Origin of the sequence: Paenibacillus sp. JDR-2 (assembly GCF_000023585.1) — a bacterium.
GTDB lineage: Bacteria > Bacillota > Bacilli > Paenibacillales > Paenibacillaceae > Pristimantibacillus.
Map to the genome: position 1 here is coordinate 6,899,086 of NC_012914.1, position 21,577 is coordinate 6,920,662.

The 21,577-nt window shown below is 52.1% G+C and carries 18 protein-coding genes; 5 read left to right on the forward strand and 13 right to left on the reverse strand.

Features of this window, described 5'->3' with window-relative positions; genetic code table 11:
- Window positions 1-26 precede the first annotated feature (26 nt).
- From PJDR2_RS30295 to PJDR2_RS30310, 4 genes are all read right to left on the reverse strand, one after another.
- The gene (locus PJDR2_RS30295; protein WP_015847564.1) at window positions 27-884 is read right to left on the reverse strand and encodes a D-Ala-D-Ala carboxypeptidase VanY; all 858 of its coding nucleotides are present in this window, start codon (window positions 882-884) and stop codon (window positions 27-29) included.
- Window positions 885-968: 84 nt separating this feature from the next.
- Window positions 969-2,066 (reverse strand): sensor histidine kinase, encoded by a 1,098-nt coding sequence (locus PJDR2_RS30300; RefSeq protein WP_015847565.1) that lies wholly within the window; start codon window positions 2,064-2,066, stop codon window positions 969-971.
- Window positions 2,050-2,760, reverse strand: a complete 711-nt coding sequence (locus tag PJDR2_RS30305) for a response regulator transcription factor (RefSeq protein WP_041614824.1) — start codon at window positions 2,758-2,760, stop codon at window positions 2,050-2,052. Before PJDR2_RS30305 ends, PJDR2_RS30300 begins: the two co-directional genes overlap by 17 nt.
- A 1,413-nt stretch (window positions 2,761-4,173) precedes the next feature.
- Entirely contained in the window at window positions 4,174-5,349 is a 1,176-nt protein-coding gene (locus PJDR2_RS30310) for a YhgE/Pip domain-containing protein (RefSeq protein ID WP_015847568.1), read from the reverse strand.
- Between the two features lie 177 nt (window positions 5,350-5,526).
- Between PJDR2_RS30310 and PJDR2_RS30315 the strand changes: the two genes are divergently transcribed.
- Window positions 5,527-6,141 carry a TetR/AcrR family transcriptional regulator gene (locus PJDR2_RS30315; protein ID WP_015847569.1) on the forward strand — a complete coding sequence of 205 codons (615 nt, stop codon included), beginning with the start codon at window positions 5,527-5,529 and terminating at the stop codon, window positions 6,139-6,141.
- Between the two features lie 44 nt (window positions 6,142-6,185).
- Here the strand turns inward: PJDR2_RS30315 and PJDR2_RS30320 are convergent, their stop codons facing one another.
- Window positions 6,186-7,106, reverse strand: coding sequence for an aminoglycoside phosphotransferase family protein (locus PJDR2_RS30320; RefSeq protein ID WP_015847570.1), 921 nt, complete (start codon window positions 7,104-7,106; stop codon window positions 6,186-6,188).
- Window positions 7,103-7,636, reverse strand: a complete 534-nt coding sequence (locus PJDR2_RS30325) for a hypothetical protein (RefSeq protein ID WP_150106582.1) — start codon at window positions 7,634-7,636, stop codon at window positions 7,103-7,105. The genes PJDR2_RS30320 and PJDR2_RS30325 overlap by 4 nt, the downstream gene beginning before the upstream one ends.
- A gap of 238 nt (window positions 7,637-7,874) precedes the next feature.
- On the opposite strand from PJDR2_RS30325, the gene PJDR2_RS30330 reads away from it, so the two are divergent.
- Window positions 7,875-8,939 carry an LLM class flavin-dependent oxidoreductase gene (locus PJDR2_RS30330; protein ID WP_015847572.1) on the forward strand — a complete coding sequence of 355 codons (1,065 nt, stop codon included), beginning with the start codon at window positions 7,875-7,877 and terminating at the stop codon, window positions 8,937-8,939.
- Between the two features lie 53 nt (window positions 8,940-8,992).
- Here the strand turns inward: PJDR2_RS30330 and PJDR2_RS30335 are convergent, their stop codons facing one another.
- The 4 genes from PJDR2_RS30335 to PJDR2_RS30350 form a co-directional block, all read right to left on the reverse strand.
- Entirely contained in the window at window positions 8,993-9,535 is a 543-nt protein-coding gene (locus PJDR2_RS30335) for a TlpA family protein disulfide reductase (protein WP_015847573.1), read from the reverse strand.
- 15 nt (window positions 9,536-9,550) lie between these two features.
- Window positions 9,551-10,246, reverse strand: coding sequence for a cytochrome c biogenesis CcdA family protein (locus PJDR2_RS30340; RefSeq protein ID WP_015847574.1), 696 nt, complete (start codon window positions 10,244-10,246; stop codon window positions 9,551-9,553).
- 184 nt (window positions 10,247-10,430) lie between these two features.
- Window positions 10,431-13,496 carry an S-layer homology domain-containing protein gene (locus PJDR2_RS30345; RefSeq protein ID WP_015847575.1) on the reverse strand — a complete coding sequence of 1,022 codons (3,066 nt, stop codon included), beginning with the start codon at window positions 13,494-13,496 and terminating at the stop codon, window positions 10,431-10,433.
- Window positions 13,497-13,546: 50 nt separating this feature from the next.
- Window positions 13,547-14,326 (reverse strand): hypothetical protein, encoded by a 780-nt coding sequence (locus tag PJDR2_RS30350; protein WP_041613718.1) that lies wholly within the window; start codon window positions 14,324-14,326, stop codon window positions 13,547-13,549.
- A 356-nt stretch (window positions 14,327-14,682) separates the two neighbouring features.
- Here PJDR2_RS30350 and PJDR2_RS30355 point away from each other — a divergent pair, with 356 nt between their 5' ends.
- Window positions 14,683-16,050, forward strand: a complete 1,368-nt coding sequence (locus tag PJDR2_RS30355; protein ID WP_015847577.1) for a dicarboxylate/amino acid:cation symporter — start codon at window positions 14,683-14,685, stop codon at window positions 16,048-16,050.
- 67 nt (window positions 16,051-16,117) lie between these two features.
- Here the strand turns inward: PJDR2_RS30355 and PJDR2_RS30360 are convergent, their stop codons facing one another.
- Both PJDR2_RS30360 and PJDR2_RS30365 read right to left on the reverse strand, forming a co-directional pair.
- Window positions 16,118-16,912, reverse strand: a complete 795-nt coding sequence (locus PJDR2_RS30360; protein WP_015847578.1) for a phosphotransferase family protein — start codon at window positions 16,910-16,912, stop codon at window positions 16,118-16,120.
- Window positions 16,913-16,932: 20 nt separating this feature from the next.
- A complete protein-coding gene (locus PJDR2_RS30365; protein ID WP_015847579.1) occupies window positions 16,933-17,577 on the reverse strand; it encodes a sterol desaturase family protein in 645 nt (214 codons plus the stop codon).
- Window positions 17,578-17,724: 147 nt separating this feature from the next.
- Between PJDR2_RS30365 and PJDR2_RS30370 the strand changes: the two genes are divergently transcribed.
- Window positions 17,725-18,942, forward strand: a complete 1,218-nt coding sequence (locus PJDR2_RS30370) for an MFS transporter (protein WP_041614827.1) — start codon at window positions 17,725-17,727, stop codon at window positions 18,940-18,942.
- A gap of 86 nt (window positions 18,943-19,028) precedes the next feature.
- Window positions 19,029-19,391 (forward strand): FlxA-like family protein, encoded by a 363-nt coding sequence (locus PJDR2_RS30375; protein WP_015847581.1) that lies wholly within the window; start codon window positions 19,029-19,031, stop codon window positions 19,389-19,391.
- Between the two features lie 58 nt (window positions 19,392-19,449).
- Here PJDR2_RS30375 and PJDR2_RS32230 read toward each other — a convergent pair whose 3' ends face one another.
- On the reverse strand, window positions 19,450-21,441 hold the full coding sequence (locus PJDR2_RS32230) for an ATP-binding protein (protein WP_015847582.1): 1,992 nt from the start codon (window positions 21,439-21,441) through the stop codon (window positions 19,450-19,452).
- Window positions 21,442-21,577: the final 136 nt, after the last annotated feature.

The window sequence follows — 21,577 nt, forward strand, 5'->3', positions numbered from 1 at the left end:
CTAAGCGCGCTTTACAATAACTTTATCTAGGCGTACATCGTTACGATTACGCCGTCGTAATTGTTGCCGGATACCTCGTACGGCTTGCCGTTCTGCACTTGAATGGTGGCACCGCTTCCGACCATCGGGTAGTAGGCGACAGTATATTTTTGACCGTCTGCCGTAATCGACATGGCCTTCGTTTGCTTCAGCTTGTCCAGATACTGCTCCAGCGTCAGATCCTGCTTATACATGATGGCGCTATGCGCCTTCCCGACATAACGGAAATGCCACGGTTCATATTGAATGCCTGTAATGTCTTCTTTCCCTTTCGGATAACGCAAAATAAACCCGTATTCCCATGCGTGCTTCTTCAACCACTTGCCTTCCTCGGCCTCGTCCATCTTTGCAGTGGTTGAACCGATATCCAGCGATAAGCCGAGATTATGCTCGCTGTGGTAAGCAGGAAGCGCATAGTCATGCCCCATATCGCGGTACAGCTGGTCTTGCTTTTCCGCGTCGCGGTAGCCGCTGCTGATGAGAAAATGCTCCACACCGTCTTTTTTCGCTCCTTTCACCATCTCGCCAAAGTCCTTTGCCACCGACTCGGACAGCTGAATCGACGGATCAAGCAGGCCGTAGCCTTGGACCAGATCCTGACGATCCGATAACGAGACGATATCCGAACGTATCCCTTCCGGATGCAGAGCATAGTCGTTATTCACAAGGAGCAGATCCCCCTTATACATCTGCTCCTTGCTCACGGTAATCATCTTGCTGTCTTGCTGCGGCAGCGACCCGTTTTCTATATCAACCTTGTCTTCCCCGGCGCTTTTTACATTAAGCTGCGAGATCCCGTAACTTAACAGGATGACAAGGATAAACGCAAAAACCCACTTCTTCATGGCCCATTCTCCTTTGTTTTGTTCATGCAACTAAGGATATAGGACACTATTTAAAAAGAAGTGGGGTAAAAGTTAAAGTTTTTCTTAAATCGGTAGTTTAACCGTAAATACGGTCCGGATCGTGCTGCTCTCCGCCGTTATGATGCCTTGATGCTGCTCGACGATATTTTTGACGATAAACAGCCCTAGCCCCGTACTGCCTTCGGGAGAACGGGCGCGGTCTCCGGTGTAGAACATATCGAACAGATGCGGCAGATCCTCCGGCTTGATCGAATCGCCGTAATTGATAATCTCTAGAATGGCATGGCCGTTCTCGGTTCTTCCCTTAATATCTACATATTCGCCATCCTGCCCGTAACGGGCGGCATTCGTCAGCAAATTCTCGAATACCCGGGCGAGCAGCTCGCCGTCCGCCTCCATCACGAGATGGGGAGGAAGCTCCAGCCTTGCCGTCAGTCGGCTCTTCACAAACACCGGGTACAGCTCTTCGCTCAGCTGCATCAGCAGCTCGGACAAATCAATCTGCTTCTTGTCCAGCGTCAGCATGCCGTAGTTCATCCGGGTAACCTCGAACAACTCGTCCACCAGCCGCTCCAAGCGCTGGGATTTATTAAACGCGATAGCGGCAAAATGCCGGACCTGCTCAAGGGACAGCTGCTCGTCGCGCAGAATAAAATCCAGATAGCCGAGCACCGAGGTGAGAGGTGTCCGCAGATCATGCGCAAGATTAAGCACGAGCTGATCCTTGCTGCTCTCGGCGAAGTCTCCCCGCTCCACCGCCTTTTGCAGCATCTCGCCCGCTACGTTCAAGTCCCCCGCAATAACGCCAAACTCGTCATCGGAGGGAACCATCACCCTTCCGGTGAAATCCCCGTTGGCGAGCCGGTGAATACCTGTCGATATTTCCTTGAAGTAAGAGACGTAAGGCTTGGTGAATAAATAAAAGAAGAAGAACGATAACGGCAGGAAGAAAATCAGGAAGAAATTCAAATCGCCAATATCGTTAAGCCAGCTGCGGGCCTGGACGATCGGATCGTCGGCATAACGGACTCGTTGGTTGTAGTAAGACTTCAGCAGCCTGTAAATCAGGTACGTCACCGCTCCAGAGATGAGCAGGCTCATGACGAACAGTTCGATCATCCGGGTGCGGAAGCTGCGTAACTTTTTAGCCTTGAAAGGCATAACCTACCCCCCAGACCGTCTTGATCCATTGCTGATGCTGCTTGTCCTCGCCAAGCTTCTTGCGTAATGTCCGGATATGAACCATCACCGTGTTGCCGCCGCTCTCGTAATAGGCCTCGCCCCATACCTGCTGGAAAATATGTTCCGCGCTGAATACCTTCTTCGGATGGCTGGCCAACAAATACAGAATATCGAATTCCTTCGGCGTCAGATCAATCCGGTCATTGTACAAGGTAACGTTCCGCTGCTCCTGGTCAATCGTCAGCCCTCCCGCCACAATGGCGGAAGCCGCATGAGTTGGAGCGGCGACCGGCTGATTCAGCTGCCTGAAGCGTCTAAGCTGGGCATTTACTCTTGCGAGCAGCTCCATCGGATTAAACGGTTTGGTCATATAATCGTCGGCGCCCATGACGAGGCCGGATATTTTATCGAAATCGGACGTCTTGGCGCTTAAAAAAATAATCGGCATCCGGTATTGCTGCTCCCGAATAACGCGAACCACTTCGTAACCGTCCATATGCGGCATCATAATGTCGAGAATAACCAGATCGATTGTATTCGTCTGAACGAGACGGACGGCTTCTCTCCCGTCAGCGGCCTTCAGCAGCTGGTAGCCTTCCTTGCCTAGATGGAGCGCAATCAGCTCCGCAATATCCGGGTCATCCTCCGCAATCAAGATCGTTGTGCGCTGCATCCCCATTGCACATCATTCCTTATCCATTTTCTTGTTTATTCCAACTCTTATTGTAACCTCTTGGACGAGCCATTACACGAAGTAGTTGCACCTTGGGCTTCAAACCGCGGGGACGCGGAGTCGGCGCACTAGAGTGCCGATGTACCGATCAAATAATTTTCCGCCATAAAGTGGTGCTTGGACCAGCTCCAAATGCGCAATAATGGGCCACTCCACCTACTGCAACACGTTGCTCCTCACTAGCTATGAGGTTACCCTCACTATTGCGCGTAATTGTCCGCCCGAGGCACGTCTGAGCGTGGGGGGCCTCACTAATTAGTGAGGTAGACTCACTATTGCGCGAAAATGCCCGCCACAAGCATGTATAGAGCAGAAAAGCTCACTAATAGTGAGCTTTTCTGCCATAAAGTGGTGCTCGGACCAGCTCCAAATGCGCAATAGTGAGCCACTCCACCTACTGTGCACGTTGCTCCTCACTAGCTATGAGGTTACCCTCACTATTGCGCATAAATGCCGCCAAAGGTACATCTGAGCGGTGGAATGCCTCACTAATTAGTGAGGTAGACTCACTATTGCGCGAAAATGCCCGCCACAGGCATGTATAGAGCAGAAAAGCTCACTAATAGTGAGCTTTTCTGCCATAAAGTGGTGCTCGGAGTAGGCCAAGCACGAAATAGTGAGTATCTCCACCTACTGCGCACGTTGCTCCTCACTAGCTATGAGGTTACCCTCACTATTGCGCGTAATTGCCCGCCCAAGGCACGTCTGAGCGTGGAATGCCTCACTAATTAGTGAGGTAGACTCACTATTGCGCGTAATTGCCCGCCCGAGGCACGTCTTAGCGTGGGGGGCCTCACTAATTAGTGAGTTTCTTCACTATTGCGCGTAATTGCCCGCCACAGGCATGTATAGAGCAGAAAAACTCACTAATAGAGCTTTTCTGCCATAAAGTGGTGCTCGGACCAGCTCCAGATGCGCAATAGTGAGTATCTCCACCTAATGCACACGTTGCTCCTCACTAACTATGAGGCTGCCCTCACTATTGCGCGCAGTTGCCCGCCCGAGGCACGTCTGAGCGTGGGGGGCCTCACTAATTAGTGAGTTTCTTCACTATTGCGCGAAAATGCCCGCCACAGGCATGTATAGAGCAGAAAAGCTCACTAATAGTGAGCTTTTCTGCCATAAAGTGGTGCTCGGACCAGCTCCAAATGCGCAATAGTGAGCCACTCCACCTAATGCGCACATTGCTCCTCACTAACTATGAGGTTACCCTCACTATTGCGCGTAATTGCCCGCCCAGGGCACGTCTGAGCGTGAAATACCTCACTAATTAGTGAGGTATACTCACTGTTGCGCGAAAATGCTGCCCGAAGGTTGTATTGGCGCGGAAAAGGGGTGTCCATCGCTATTATTTTATATAGAAGCGGCGGTTTGCGCCGATGCCGCTTTTCCTTTTTTCACGCCTGCGGCAAGCAGCAGAACCAGGCATCCGCCCGCAATGCTCCACAAGACAGCCGCGTTCGAGCTGACGGCCTCGAGCCCGCCGAAGTACATGGTTTCCCGCAGTCCGCCCGCTACAAAGCGAAGCGGTGTCCACGAGTACAGCAGGTTTTGCGTCGTATCCGACAGGAATTCGACCGGCATGTTCAGGATTGGCATCGAGAAGAACATGAGCAGGACGAGAATCGCCATTGCCGGGAAGCCAATCCAGTTGAGCAGCATCGATTGCAGCATGTAGAACGCCGAACCGCTCAGCCATAAGAACAGCCATGTATCCGTGGCATGCGACAGCTCCATGCCGTACCAGGCGTTAGCCATCCAAACGATGAGGCCGGAAGCGGCACCGATCAGCACCAGGCCAATGACTGGCTGCATCAGATGAGCCGGCCATTTGCGGCCAGCCGCTTTTTTCGCATTATTGCTGGCAAGGAACAGCATCATCGCCGTCACCAGGCTGCCAATCCACATAATTTGCGTGAGCAGTCCCGGCGCGTTGCCGCTTGCGTTATTAGCGCCAACCGGATGAACGGCTTCTTCCTTCACTTGAATAGGTGCGAGCAGTGCCGATGCCGTAGCAGCCGGAATCTGCTCGGAGCGCTGGGACAGCTGCTCAAGGGCCGATTTCGACAACTCGAGGGATACCATCTTCATCACTTGGCCGAGCCCTTGCTTCACAACCGTTGCCGCCTGCGAATTCATGCCTTCATTGCTTATGATTTGCACGGTTGCGGGGGCAGGTGCCGGCCCCATCATTGATGCTACTCCAGCACTTAAATCCTTCGGCAGCACAAGCGCGCCGTAATAATCGCGCGAGTCCAGCCCTTTGCGCGCTTCTTCTTCCGAGCCGACTATCTTCCAGTTGATCGGCAGCTGTGTATTAGAGGTCAGCTGCTGCTTGATCATTTCGCCTACGGCCAGCTTATCTCCGGTCGGCAGATCAACGGGCTCATCCTGCACGACCAAGGCCACCGGTACGTCATGCGGTTTGGATCCAATGACGGACCCCATCATCGCAAGTCCAAATACCGTAAGCACAAGCGTAATGACCAGCACGCCAAGCCATAATATTTTTTGTTTAAAAATATTCATAAATCTCCATCTCCCATCTCTATATAAATGAACATCGTGTTGATTAGTGATCACGTTGTTAATTATAATGAGAGACAAGGGAAATACAATAATCATTCCTCACCGTACTGTTTATTACTCACCACTTCGGCGGGGCAGTGTTCATTATCGTCGAGAAATCGTAGAGGAGAAGCTGTTATGTCCGAGAAAATCGACCGGAGAAAAGCAAAAACGAAACAGCAGATTTATGATTCGCTGATGGCTCTTATCGCCGAGAAGGGCGTTGAGCATGTAACGGTTACCGATATTACAAACCATGCCAACCTGAACCGCGGGACGTTCTATCTGCATTACCGGGATGTGCCCGATGTACTTCAGCAGCTCAAGGATCACGTATTCAAAAGCATCGAACAGTATGTAAAAAAACTCGATTTCCGCACGGCAATGGAATATGCCGACCGCCGGGTGCCTTACCCGCTTGGGGTGAGGATCTTTCAGGAGTTTGCGAAGCATGCCGATTTCTTGAAGGTAATGTTTGGCCCTAAGGGCGATCTCTCCTACGCCATTCAATTCCGCAAGCTGATGGCCCGGCATATTTACCAGAAGATCGATATTCCCGAAGCTAATCTGAACATCCGCCGGGACTACGTGGTTGCTTATATGACCTCCGCGCATTTCGGCATGCTTATGCATTGGATAGAATGCGACCTGGATCAATCGCCGGAGCAGATGGCATTCATTATGATGAACGTCATCAACTTTGGACCGCTTGTATCGTTTGGATTAAAGGAGATGCCTCCTGCCAAGTCGTAAATAGAAGAAGAGCCTCCACTCCCCGTGAAGGCTCTTCTTCTTCCTTACCGTTTATATTCGGAATACCACTTCGGCACCAAACGCTCAAAGCCGTCATGGTCCTCCCATACTTTTTTTACCCGGGCCAGCATATCGCCGAGCTCTTCCGGACGTACGCGAAGAATCCAGACGATCGAGGACAGAATCGTCAGCGCGATATAAAGCGAATATAAAGCCCAGAAGGAATCCTCAAGCTCCCCTTCCCCGTAATAGCCGTCGATCTGACCAACCGCAAACGGAATACTGGCCTCCACGCTGAAAAAACCTGCCTTCAGAAACTCATGCACGGGATCTCCCCAGTCAAACCGGTTCACATCAATGACGCCGGACAACCGCCTGTCCTTCACGATGAGGTTGCCGGTATGGAAATCGTCATGCTGCAGCCTGTTCGGGCGCCCTTTCAACAACCCAAGATTCGCTTCGATAAAGGCAAACAGCTGCCCCTCGAATGCAACCGTAACGCCGCTTTGTTCATAGCCCTCCCGGTACCGCCTGTATTTCGCGAGTACGCGGGTCTCCCAAGGCTCGATAGATGCCGGCGCCTCAATCCGATTGATTTTGCGCAGCTCGGCTCCCGCCTGCAGACCAATCTCATACTGCCTGCTTACGCTTAAGGCCGGAAGCTCGTCTATCGCATCGCCGCCTTCGATGTAAGACAACAGCATGTAGCCAAGACTCAGCTCCTCCAGCTTACCCATCGCAATCGGCAACGAGCACATAACCTCCTGCTCCCGCAGCTGCTCAAGCACCCGGAATTCCTGTTGCTTCCTTGCTTCCTCTTCGAGCGCATAGGTTCGGAGCACATACACCGCTTCACCGTGACGGTCGTAAGCGATATACTTGCTGTCCCCGGAGTACCCTTTCTGAATGGCCTCCAGCTTCATGCCGTCTTGCAGCTCGGGTATGGCCAATAACAAATCATTCATGACTCCCCCTCCTTCGGTAAAAAGCTTATAAAATCATCCGCATGAGCGCGGATATATTGCGCAAGCTTCTGAAGACAGTCCGGCGCCTCTGCCATAAACCGTCCGTAACAGTTTTCAATATTAAGGCACAGCTTATCATCCAGTTCGAGATCCTTAAAGGTTACTTCGCTTAAGGCACGGCCTTGCTGAACCACATGAACATCAAGCAACAAGCGAAGCTCTTCCAGAATGCCGTGCATCGTCTCCGCTCCGAAAAAACGAAGCGCCTTCCAGACGCCAGCCGCGTATCCGGGCTGACTGAGTATATGGGCTGACCAGCAGTACAGCTCCATCGGCGAATGCTTTGCATGGTCGTGCCAGGCACTGTACATAAACAAAGCTTTCTGCGAACGGTTAAGTCTGGCAATCGCTTCGGACTTTACCGCCATGCTTTTGCCTCGGATTTGATCAGCCACCGGCCGTATGCAAGCCCGCCTTAACTCGTCGTCCCCAAGCTCATTGAACTGCTTCCAGCTCATCGTAACCAACAAAGAAACACCCCTTTTCCACACAAAAGATACGCAACCAAATGGAAAATGGTGCACCATAAGTTTCACGGCTTTCCGCTTGTCCGCAACATGGTTCGGACGAACTTAGCAAACAATACAGAATAATGTTCTTGTGCCGTCATTACCAGCTCACTAATCTTTTTCAAGGAAACTTGCTTACTATAATTGAGAAACTGTTAAAAACTTAGTACACTAGAAGAAATAAAGGAGGCGGACTTATATGACCGAATCGGCAACCCATTTTGAACTTGGCATTAGTACCTTTCTGGAAGCAAAACCTCATCCGGGTATGGGCGGGGCTTACAGCCACGCGGAACGGATCCGCAATAGCGTTGAAGAAATGATTCTGGCCGACCAGGTTGGCCTTGATGTATACGGGATCGGGGAGCATCACCGGCAGGATTACGCGGCAAGCGCGCCTCATGTCATTCTTGCGGCTGCGGCCGCGCAGACGAAGCATCTCCGTCTGACAAGCGCCGTTACCGTATTATCGTCGGACGACCCGGTGCGCGTGTACCAAGGCTTCTCCACCGTTGACGCGATCTCGAACGGCCGTGCCGAAATTATGGCGGGCAGAGGCTCGTTTATCGAATCGTTCCCGCTCTTTGGTTACAGCCTCGAGGATTATGACGAGCTGTTCGACGAGAAGCTGGAGCTGCTGCTCCAAATTACGAAGGAAGAGAAAGTCAGCTGGCAAGGCAATCACCGCGCCGCGATCGATAACCTAGCAGTCTACCCGCGTGCGGTGCAGGACCCGCTTCCGGTCTGGATTGCAACCGGCGGCAACCCGCAGTCGGCGATCCGCGCGGGCGTACTTGGCCTTCCGGTCTGCTTCGCGATCATAGGCGGCATGCCGGAGCGGTTCGCTCCGCTTGTTGAGCTTTACAAGGAAGCTTATATCCGTGCCGGCCATGATCCGAAAAAGATGCAAATCGGCTCGCACTCGCACGGCTTCATTAGCGACACGGATACGAGAGCAACCGAGCTCTTCTACCCTGCCCAGCAGGCAATGATGAACGTAATCGGCCGCGAACGCGGATGGCCGCCATACACCTTCGAAGCTTACGATGCGGCGCGCAGCATGCGTGGTGCGCTTTATGTTGGCGAAGCAGAGTATGTAGCGGAGAAAATTATTTTGCTGCATAAAAACCTGGGCTTAACCCGCTTCTTCCTGCATGTCGACACCAGCTCGATTCCGCATAAGGATATGATGCGCGCCATTGAACTGCTTGGCACCAAAGTAGCGCCGATTGTCCGCAAGGAAATCGGTGCTTCGGCAAAATAATTGATTTGGGCAAAAAGAAAAAAAGTGCGGGCCTATACAGGCTCGCACTTTTTCTATGGAAACAGCGGATCAATTGCCGCCCGCATGTCTTCCTCTGTCATATGGCCAACCCTTTTGAAAACCACATCGCCCGATTCGTTCACGAGGATAGAGACAGGGATGGATTTAATGCCATAGGCATACGTAACGCTCTTATCCGAATCCAGCACCACCGGAAAATGATATTGCTTCTCCGCGATATACTTCGCCACATCCCCCTGCTTTTCTCCAACGTCAACCGACAGGACGACAAGCCCTTTATCCTTATAATCCTGATACACCTTCTCCAGCGCCGGCATCTCCTTGTCGCACCATTTGCACCAGGTCGCCCAGAAGTTGATGTAGACGGGCTTTCCCGTAAGTCCAGACAGCGTTACCTCCTTGCCGTCCAAATCCTTCAGGGTAAAATCAACCGCAGGCTCTTTGGCTGTCTCTGTCCTCGTTTCCGCTGCCGAAACGGCAGCATCCGTCTTGATACTGTAGTTATGGGTGACGTATAGCGAGAGCAGCACAAACGCGACAACGGCTCCGATCAGAATCCAGGTTGATTTTTTCACGGCTAACTTTCCTCCCTATAGTTGAATAAGACCGGCATACTTGCTGAATACCTCCAGCTGATTCGTAAACACAAGTACGCCCATCAACATCATGACAACTCCGCTTGCAACCGAGATCTTCGGGAGATGTTTCGTCACTTTTCGGAGATACGCGGTTAGATTATCGATCAGCACGGCAGAGAGCAGAAACGGAACGGCAAGTCCCAAAGCGTACATCGACAGCAGGAGCACTCCCTTCCCAAGGGTCGCCATGCTTCCGGCGTAGATCAGAATAGAGGATAGAATCGGCCCGATGCAAGGCGTCCAGCCGACGGCAAATGCCATACCCAATACGAGTGCTCCCGCTTTTTTTCCGGGTGATCCGCTTGGCAGATACCGCTTCTCGGAATAGAGCAGCTTGATTCGCAGCAGCCCCGTCATATGCAGGCCAAAAACAACAATCAGCGCTCCGCCGATCTGCTGCACAAGCCGCATATGCTCGGATAACAACCGGCTGACGGTGCTGACGGATATCCCGAGCAGGACAAACAGGATGGAGAAGCCGAGAATAAACAGCACCGTCTGCGAGATAACCGTAAGCTTATTGGGGCTGTTCTTCAGATCGGTAGCCGATGTACCGGCAATATAGCTGAGATAGACCGGAATGAGAGGAAGAACGCAAGGCGATAAGAAGGACAGCAGTCCCGCCGAGAAAGCTAATAAAATATCCATTACATTTCACCTGCCACGTCAAGGTGAAACGGCTTCGCCGTTCTTAGGCGGGGAAGCGCGTTTCATTCCGGAGAATTCTAAGCCAATTTTATAAGATGAAACTTATAAAGGCTCAGCATTGGAAAAAGGGGCGGCCAAGTCGGCCGCCCACCTCTTCTTCGAGTCTCTATTTTCAAGTTTCTATTTATTGAGACAACAGGTTATACAGCACTTGCGCCGCTTCGGCTCTTGTCGATACGCCCTCCGGATTCAGCTTATTGCCGCTTCCTTTAATAACGCCAGTCTCAACAAGTGCTGCAAAGGCCGTTTGCGCATAACCCGCAATATGGGCGGCATCCGCATAGGAGGATACGGCTGCGCCTGTTTTGGCCGTTGGCAGCTCGCCTAATTGCTCAAGCGAACGGTATAGCAGCGTGAACAGCTCTTGACGCGTAATTTTGTTATTCGGATTAAACTTGTTATCGCCCGAGCCTGTCGCGATGCCAAGACGCTTCGCAGCAGCCAGGTAATTCGTGTAGTACGTATTGCCTGCGTCGGCAAAGTTCGCCGCGCCGGCTGCTTCCGGCTCGATTCCGTATGCCTTCAGCAGGAAGACGATGAATTGGCCTCTTGTCAGCTCCGCATTTGGACTGAAGTGATCGGCATCGGTACCGCCGGTAATCTCGCGGGCAGCCAGGAAGCTGACCGCATGATGGAACCAAGCTGTCGCCGGAACGTCCACAAAGCCTACTTTATTGAAGCCGATAATGTATTGCGAGAAGTGAGTGGTTGCGAAATCCACGGTTCCCGTTGACGCATTGTAATGGCCGCGAATCGTTTGCAGCTCGCCGGAATCGGATAAGTAGTACACCACGATAGATTCGGCATTCTCGCCCGCTTTCAGCGTGTACGGAAGGCTTACCTGCACCTTGCCGCCGCCGAAATTCGAGATTTGCTTATCGCCGGCAAAGAGAGACAGATCATAAACGGGACGGTCGCCCAATACGGCCTTGCCTTCTTCCGTCAGCTCGAACTTCGATACGATCACGCTGATATCTCCGGACAAGGCGTTGCCGCTAATGCTTTCTACCGCTTTGGAATCGAAGGTTAAGGTGCCGACCGACAGATCCGCCTTCACCGCCGCATTCGTTCCCGATGCAATCAGGTTGAAGGAGTCTCTAGGGATTGTCAGCTGCGTAGACGTTGTATCCGCGGTTCCAGGCACCTGGAAGCCGATCACGGCCGCTTTGCCCGCCGCTTCCGCTTTGGACGCTTTCGTAATAAGGCTTGCTACATCGCTTGCCGATACCGCCGCAACCGTCTCGCCCGTTGCCGAATCGGTTGTACCGGTAACCGTCACCGAATTTACCGCATTTACCTCTTCAACCGGTGTTGTTGGTGTTGTTGGCGTTGTTGGATTGGTAGGCGTTGTTGGCGTCGTAGGCGTCGTAGGGGTTGTTGGTCCGTCATAAGCCGGAACAATGACGTCTACCGCCTGACCTGCTGCGTAAGGAACCGCCGTTGGTCCCGTCTGAGCGTTTGTTGGGCCGTTAAAGCCGTTTTTCGCCGCATATCTAACCGAGTACGTACCAGCCGCAAGACCTGTGATCGCGTCGCCGGATACCGCGGTGTATGCCGAATCTGCCGCGCTTTTCAGCTTGTATTCCAATGCTTTGTTTGTTGTGCCCGTAATTTGGCCGTTGTTGTTCGAACTCGACGTTGGCGCTACGCCGGTCAGGCCGGTTGGCGTTGCTTCCAGACGCGTGAGCAATTTGTTCAGCGCGTTTGTGTAATTCGTATGATTGCGGACCGTGCCGTCAGCTACGGCATAATCCGGCTGAATGTTTTTCCAGGTGTACATCAATTCCACGTGGCCAAGGATTGGCGCTTTGCTGCCGTCAGCGTTCACATTGTCCTTGTTGTACGCAAACAGGTAAGGAACCTGCAGCTTATTAGCAACAATGTTATTGCCGTTGTCCGTGTAGTTGACGTTATTGGATGCCGGCAGGTATTGCGTTTTGATGTTTGTCAGGTACGTATTGACCAGATCCACATACAGCTTCGCCAATGGATGGTTCGTATCGCGCACCTGCAGGAAAGTGCTGTTATGCGGATCCGCGCTTGGATCAAGCACCGAGATGCCCGCATCCAGCTTGGTATCCCAGAAGTAGACTTTGTCAACGTTGTACTTCTTCGCATACTCGTTGATGAAGCGGATTGCCGCTTGCGTATTCGGGCACCAAGAGCCGCCGAACAGGATGACGTAGTTACCCTTATTTTGAAGCAAGTGCGTTAACTCGTCGTAAGTAATATGCTCGTAGACAAGCTCGCCGTCATCGCCGACGACTTGCCCGTTCTCTTCATGCGTTGGGAATATGTCGCGGCCTACCGTTTGATCCTCATGCTTGTTAAACGCCGGAGCGATAAAGTCCCAATTGGTGAGGCTGTCGTAATCGGCAGCAGGCACTTTATTAAATACATTCAGCACCTGTGCCTTATAGCTGTCGACCTTCGCCGTATCCAGCGCATTGCCGTCGTTAGGATCGGCCGTCAGGAAATCGTTCCAGCTGTAATCCGCGGAAGAACCGTGCTTCTCGAGCGAAGCGATAATCGGCGCGGCATTGCCTTCGCCATCCTTGTGATCCTTGTCATAAATAAACAGGAACGGAGACTCGATTTTTTTCGCCTCGCCGCTCGCAATGACCGTAGAAGGCGTTGTTACCGTGCCGCCGCTTTCTTTTTCAGGCGACTTCTTGCTGTAAGTGATAGTAGCATCGGTATTGGCGCTCAGGTTCGTCAAATACTTGTCTACCAGCTCCACATACAGCTCGTTGAAATCGTAGAAGTTCGTTGTGTTTGTCGTTCCGGAGGTTACCACCTTGGTATATGGGGCAGCCTGCTGCTCGGCAATATCAACCGATTCGCCATCCAGCTTCGTATCGAAGTTGTAAATGGTATCTACGCCATATTGCTTCGCAACCTGGTTGATGAAGCCGATATCCGCCTGCGTCTCGTCGCTCCAGGCTCCGCCGAACAAGACGGCATATGTACCTTTGCTATCGAGCAGCGTAACCAGATCCTCGTAAGTAACCGTCTTGAGAATATGGTTCGCGTCGTCCAAATGCGGGTAAACATCACTGAAGTAATCATAATGGCTGACTGCGCTATTAAAGCTGCTTACTTCCGCGGCGCGTGCCGTGCCGGCCTGGAAGACCGGCAGCACAAGCGCGGAGGCGAGCAGAACGGATAGTGTGCGATTAAATGTTTTCATGTGCATATACTCCTCTCCCTATTTGACCCATTTGTCTGATAAAAAGCCGATTAGCAGCTTTCTTCACCGTCTACCGCGCAATCCTCATCCGAAGACGAAGGCGCCGTAGAAGGAGACGTGGAGGATCCGCCGGAGGAGCTTGTCGAGCCGGAAGAGGACGAGCTGCTTGCCGGCGTTTTTACGGCAGGCGTCTTAGGCTGCGACTCTTCTTGCTTTACAAACGTTACTTTTTTGCCCGAATCATCCGATTTGCTTGCGGCAGGCGCCGAAGCTTCCGGTTTGCTTGCAGCCGGCGTGGTTTGGGCCGGTTTTGCGGCTGGAGCCGGTGTTGCTGCGGGAGCAGCTGAAGTTGTGGACGGCTTGGAGGATGCCGCTGGCTCGGAAGCTTTAGTTGTGGCTGGCTTCGAAGCTGCAGATGTAGATGTTGAAGCCGGAGTGGAAGCGTTTTGGACGGCTTCCGTGGAGCTTGCTTTGGCTGTTTTCGCTTCTGCTTTCGTCTCCTCTGCAGGTGCAGCTGCCGTCTGTGCCGATTGAACCTCTGCTGCCTGAACGGCTGGCTCCTGAGCTTGAGCCTCAGCTGCTGCCGGCTCGGCAGCTGCAGTTGTTGCCTCCGCTGTCGCCTGCGGTTCAGCTGCTACGGCCGTATTGGTTGTGTCTGCTTGCGGCTGTTGCCCAACAGTTGTTGTTGCAGGCTCTTTAGCCTCTGCTGCAGCCGGCTCCGTGCCGGAAGTGTCCTTGTTCGCGTAAACGGCGGCATATGTCAGCGAAGAGAAGACTACGGCTGCGGCTACGAAAGTAACTGTTAATTTGGAGCTAAACCATTTTTTCATGATGAAACTCATCCTTTCCCCTTTGGTTTTAGGCGGCTCATTTCAGTAATTAGGCATAAAAAAAGATCCAATGCCCGCATCTAGTGATGCTTGAACATTGAATCTCTGGAGGTCCAGTCGACTAATTTCTTATCCGAATTACGTTATGAAGTTCCGATTTCTAACCCTATCTTAGGATGTCAGAGATTGGATGTCAACCCTTTTTAATAATTCCCCATAGAAATAGTCGGATTTATTTTTTTCAAATAATTTATAATTTTGTTTACCAAAAAAACAATTGACAATTGCTTCGGACGTTTGTAAATTATTGAATTGTAATTCCAATCAAACAACTTGGATTAGGGGGTAATAGTAAGATGGATAAAATAGATAACAACCTGCTGCTGGCTATCGAGACGAACTGGTACAGCTTTGTTACCGCAATCTTTGTCTTTGCTATTCTGTATTTCTTGGCACGCAAACGTGTCGGCTTCGGCACTCGGGTGCTTGTCGGATTAGGGCTGGGACTTGTCGTCGGGATCCTGTTCCAGAGCCTTGATTCCCTGGAGATCAAAGGGATCACAACCTTCGGCAGCATTTATATCAGCTTGATCCGGATGCTTGTTATTCCGCTCGTTTTTGTTCTTGTATTAAATAGTATCGCTTCGCTCACAAGCCTGGACTACCTTCGCAAAATCGGCTTCAAGACGTTTGCCTGGTTCCTTGGCACAACCGGTATCGCATCCGTTATCGGCTTACTGACCGCTCTGGTATTCAACCCGGGCAAAGGCATCCAACAGCCTGCCGCAAGCGATGCGGCAACGCGCGAGATTCCTACGTTTTCCGATGTTATTCTTAGCCTTGTCCCTTCCAACCCGGTTAGCGAAGCGGCGGACGGCAAGGTTGTTCCGATCCTGATCTTCGCGATATTCCTGGCTGTAGCCATCATTAAGGTTGGTTCGAAAAACGAAGAGGCCGTCAAGCCTGTCCGCGATCTGATCAAGTCGGCTACCCAAGTGCTGCATCAGGTCGTTAAATTCGTCATCCGCCTTACGCCATACGGCGTATTCGCCCTGATTGCAGGCGTTGCCGCCAAATACGGCTGGGACACCCTGCAAGAACTGGGCAGCGTTATCGTAACCTCGTATGTCGCCCTTATTATTCATTTTGTGCTTGTATTCGGAGGTCTGGTGCTCTTCGTAGCAAAGGTTAACCCGCTCAAGTTCTTCAAAAAGGTGTACCCGACGGTGGCCGTAGCCTTCACGACCCGAAGCAGCTATGCTACGCTGCCCATTAACCTGGAAGTCATTACGAAACGTCTCCATGTCTCGCCGAAAATCGCAAGCTTTGTTGCACCGCTTGGCGCATCCGTTAACTTCAACGGCTGCGGCGGCGTATGGCCGGCGATTGTTGTCGTCTTTACCTCGCAGGCATTTGGCATCGAGCTAGGCCTGACCGATTACGTCGTGCTTGTATTGGTAAGCATCATCTCTTCCATTGGCGTTGCGGGCGTTCCCGGACCTGCGGTTATTTCGACAACGGTTGTTCTTACCGCGCTTGGTCTTCCGCTTGAGGCGCTTGCGATTGTTGCCGGCGTTGAAGCTCTGATCGACATGGCCCGTACGGCCGTTAACGCAACGGGTACATCGGTTACCGCCCTTCTCGTAGCCAATTCCGAAGGCGAATTCGACCGTGAAGCATTCAATAATGACAACGATGAAGAAATTGCTTTAAACGCAGTGTAATTACAAATTAGAATCTGGAAGCACAAAAGCCACCTTTTCCTGCATAAAGCGGAAAAGGCGGCTTTTTTCATTTGCAGGCTTCAAGCTCCCGGTCAATATAGGTCAGCAGCCATTCCTGCTCGCCGGGAATTCGCTCGCGGAGTCTTGCCGCGGCAACCGGCAGACGCCAGCGGTCAATTGCTTCTCTCTTCGTTCCCGTCAGCCTGCAATATTCGGACAAATAGGCTTCGTTCAGCCGCTGGCCGGTATCCGAAGGGATAGACAAAGGAGGCATGGAAACAAACGGCGACAGCAACATCATGGAGGTTCTGGCCACGTCGCATAGCGGGTCTCCCGAATTGGCATCCATCCAGTCGATTACCGTCAGCCTATCTCCCGCCTGGAGCACATTATCCGGATGCAAGTCGCCGTGACAGACGGATTCGCCATCCGGCAGACGCTCCAGCGCCTCCAATACCGGCTCTACCCGATCTCCCAGAAAAGAAGCGGACTGCCTTACAAACATAGCCATCCGATCCTTCTGCCTAGGCAGCCCGGATGCCCTGCAGCGGTGAATATCGGCATGAAGACGGGCCAGAAGGATACTGTAATGTTCCGCCTGATCCATATCGCCCAGCATGAAAGCCAAGAGGGATTGCCCCGCGATTTTCTCGTACACCAGCCCGCTTCTTCCCTCCACCTCAACCTGTCCAAAAACCTCCGGCGAAGGCACGCCGGCCTGATAAACGGCCGTGCCAATCCTCGACTCGTAATGAAGCCAATCCTTCGGAATGTTTCCGTAATAAAGCTTCACGACCTGTGCCTCGCCCCATTCGTAGACCTCGGCCGTCATGCCTTTTCCGATTAATTGTCCTGCAGTCATCCTTTTCCTCCTTCATGCGGTCAGGACGACATCGTCCGGCCGCGGTTTTCCAGGTTTTTCGCAGTGGCGCTTGTCGGTACGTCCTTCTCCTCTTTAAGGGTTCCGAAGAGAGCATCCACAAGCGGCGTCGATACCCCGTACCAATAATTCTCGTTCTTGAAATGATGGAGCAGATGCATCCGCTTATTCCATTTCCAGAATCTCGTCTTCGGCTGTATCGGCCGGTGCGCGACATAATGCTTCCATTCATAAACGAGCAGCATCGCCACAAGCCCCGCGGCAAAGGCGAGAGTGAAGTCCACTGAGCCCGCGACCAGGTAGAACAGGAGCGCAAATACGCCAAGGTTGGGAAGGCTGTACCAGACCGGCAGGAACAGCAGCTTCAAATCATGCGGATCCGTGTGATGATCGTAATGCAGACGCTTCAGAAATTTGAGGAATAACGGGTTTTTGGGCGTCTTCAGATGAAAGAAGAACCGGTGAGTCAAATATTCGCTGAACATAAAGCCGATAAGGCCGGCCACGAAGAATAGCGGACTGTACCAGGTCAGACTTGCAATCACGGCCCATGCTGCCAAACCGATCAACACCGCTGTCATAATCATAATATCCGCATGCAAAAAATAGTCCCGGTAAAGCCCTTTTTTGCCCACTTTTAACCCCATCCTCTGCCCTATTGAGATGTAAGCCCTTACTTCTTATCTTACCAGTAATTTTACAAAAAATGTTCTTGCTTATATGCCCGCGAAGCGAAATAATAGGGTTTATTATTCAACAAGATGTATGCTCATCAGAAAGGTTGGCTTTACCTTATGGAAGTCTCGCAACAATTAAACAGCAAGCAAGCCATGAAAGGGCAAGCCGGGAAGGAGCCGTTTCCGATCTCCGTCCTGTCGCTGACCGTTGGCGCTTTTGCAATCGGCATGACCGAATTTGTCATTATGGGCATTCTCCCGAATGTCGCTAGCGACCTGAATGTAAGCATCTCGGCAGCCGGCCAGCTCATTACGATGTATGCCCTTGGCGTAGCCGTCGGCGCTCCGATTATGACGATTCTGACGAGCCGGATTCCGCAGAAAAAGCTGCTCTGCATTCTTATGCTGCTCTTTATTCTCGGCAACGGCCTGTCGGTTGTAGCACCCAATTACGCCGTTCTGATGATCGCCAGGATAATTACGGCACTGACCCACGGCACCTTCTTTGGCGTTGGCGCGGTTATTGCCTCCAAGCTCGTAAGAGCGGATAAGCAGGCCGGAGCCGTCTCGATTATGATGGCCGGCCTCACGATCGCCAACATTATCGGCGTCCCGATCGGCACGTATATCGGCCAGAACTGGGGCTGGCGCGCTTCCTTTGGCGCTATTGCCGTCATGGGCGTCCTCGCTCTTATCGGCATTATTATTTTCATTCCGAAGCTTAAGCTAAGCAAGCAGGTCAGCGTCCTTAAGCAAATATCGGCAATTGCCAGGCCAAAGCTGCTTGTCTATTTGCTAATCGCGGCACTCGGCAACGCCGGACTGTTTGCGGTATTTACGTATATTACGCCGCTCCTTACGGATATTACCGGCTTTGCGGAGCACAGCGTGACCTGGATTCTGATTCTGTTCGGAATCGGCGTAACGGTCGGCAATATGGTTGGCGGCAAGCTGGCCGACTGGAAGCTGATGCCTTCCATTCTTGGCCTTTATCTGACCATAGCGGTTGTGTTGACGATCTTCACCTTTACCGTTCATAACGAGATCGCCGCCGTAATTACGATCTTCCTGTGGGGGGCGGCATCCTTTGCCGTATTCCCGGGACTTCAAGTACGGATTATGAGTCTGGCGCAGTCCGCGCCGGCACTGGCTTCCACGTCCAGCCATTCGGCCGGCAACCTCGGCAATGCCTCCGGCGCCTTTATCGGCGGCTGGGTCATTACCCATCTTTCCCTAGGCGCGCTGCCATGGGTAGGCGCCATCTTGGTTGGCCTTGCTTTGATCCTTGGTCTGTTCACCGCACGGACTCCAAGAATCCGTAACACATTCAGCTAACATTCAGGCTGTGTTCATCCTCCGTTCATGTTCGAAACCGATAACCTTCATGTAGACGAAGACTTACGCGGAAGGAGTGAGCGGAGATGAATATTTCATCATCATCAGTCTCGCAATCAAGCACAACTTATACGTCCCAGAGCAGCACTTCGGACACCAGCTCGCTGGAGAAACAGCTGGAAAGTCTCGAGAAGCAGTTAAAGGAAGTTGCGCAGAGCAAGGATGACGAGAAGACCAAGCAAACAAAAGCCCAGCAGCTGCAGCAGCAGATTCAGCAAATTCAGCTGCAAATCGCCCAGAAGAAATCGCAGGCGGATAACCAGGCAGCAGGCCAGCAGCAAAGCATGAACCAGCAAACGGCTGCCAGCAGCCAGCTTGGCGTTAACACCAGCCGGAACAACCCGGCGCTTAACGGCACGACCGGCAATAATCTCGATATCCGGATTTAAGCTTAAACGGAAACAACCCCCTGAACTGCAGCAGTCCAAGGGGTTGTTTCCGTTTAAGCTAAGCCGGCAGCCGGATGGTAGCCGTCGTTCCGATATTCGGCTCGCTCGTAATCGATAGAGTGCCGCCATGGGATTGAATGATTTTGAAGCATACGGTGAGTCCAAGTCCGGTTCCCGTATCCTTGGTTGTATAGAACGGCTCGCCCAGCCGGTCAATGACATGCTGGGGAATGCCAACTCCCTGGTCGATAATATCAATAACCATATAGCCTTTATGGTCCTTCTTCATATGCACATGAAGCTCGCCACCGCTAGGCATGGCTTCAATCGCGTTTTTCATCAGGTTAACGAGCACCTGCTTGATCTGGTTGGCATCGCATTGGACAATAGGCAAATCCTGACTTTTCTCCGCGGATATGCTGACATTCGTAATGATCGCCTGCGACTGCATAATCGGAATGATATCGTCCAGCAGCGAACTCATGTCGCAGCTGCTTATCTGCTGCCACTGATGAGGCTTGGACAGCAGCATAAACTCCCCTACGATATAGTTAATCCGCTCCAGCTCGGTCAGCATCATATCGAAATAATGGCGGTTCTGGTCCGTTGTTCTCCGGTGGAGCAGTTGGGTGAACCCTTTCAGCGCGGTCAACGGATTGCGAATCTCGTGGGCAACCCCTGCCGCCAGCTGGCCGATAACGGACAGCTTCTCCGACCGGATCAAATGCTGCTCCGACAGCTTGCTCTCCGTCACATCCAGCAGCAGTCCGGATATAGCCGGTTTTCCTTTGAAGAAGGCGGGAGCCGCCTGCATCTCAAGGAACAGATCCTTTTGATTGGATTTCCGCGCGGCAAGAGCAAGCCGGGAGGATTGATTCAACCGGCAGATCATGTTAAATTCCTGTTTTAACCGGTCACGTTCCGCCTCCAGCAGGAAGCTTGCCAGCGGCTGGCCAAGCATTTGTCCCGGCTCGCAGCCGAACATGCTCTCCCCTTGCGGATTCATATAGACCAATCGGCCATTTTGCTCAATAAACACGCCAAGCAGCGAGCTTTCCACGAAATTATCGTAATTGACCCGCGACTGCATGAGAGCGGCCCCGGCCGATTCCAACTCGTAAATGCCCACCGACAGCCGGATAGCAAGCAGCACAACGGCTACAATCGCGCCTACGCTAATAATCGAGAAGTCGCCCAGCCGGCAGATGACGGCGATAAGCGCCGCGCAGACAAAGATAATAAGCGCGTAACGCCTCATAAAGGTCTGCCTGGACTCGTTGCCCGGCCGGAGGGAAGCACCAAGCGGATCCTTGTCCGGCAGAGCGGCAAAGCCGATAAACATCATGCCGATAAACCAGCAGAAGTCCGCAATCCAGGACCATTGCTCGCCTGCCGCAGCGTAGGACAATAAATAGACAAATGCCGTGTTTCCCAATAATTTGATCAAAAATCCGCTGAGCAGAAACCTATTAGCCCTGCTGGAAATGATCTTTTTGCCGTACCAGCTGAAGAACAGCAGAAGAAATACGATGACAGCATTAAAGGACGAGTTAAACATGTGATATCCCACGACATCCCGGTTAACATGATGATGGGACAGGATCGGTTCAATCAGAAGGTTCCAATAAAGCGTGGAAGCCATCGTGCCGTACAATAAGATATCGAGTATGAATCGAAGCGCAAGGTTGGAGCGGCGCTGCTGGTACTGCATATAGAGAGCAATAAGAAAGAATAAATATTGAAGTCTCCATAGCAGCTCCGGAATACCCAGGTAATCCGGCTCGGCGCCTCTAATAAGCGTCACAATAGACCAGATGAGCTGGGCAACAAAATAAACCAGCAGGCCCAAGCCGTAAAATAACCAGTACTTCGTCTCTTTGCTGGAAGCCCTAAGCAGTAGGACAGCCGCGTAAAGAGCAGCTAACGTTTGAAGAATATGGCTAACGGCCGCCCCGGTAAAGGAATCTCTCCGCAGAAATACAAGCCAGCCCGCGCATAATAGCAATAGAATCATTCCGAAATAAACCGCAAAGCTCCTGCCGCGAAACAATCATGGACCTCCCCTCGCTCACTTACAACATTTACTAGTTCCCGTATTCCCTATAATACGATTTTATCCACTAAAATCCTCCTTTTTCCTCCATTACAGACAAGATTTCTATTATATACGCGTATTTACGCGGCTT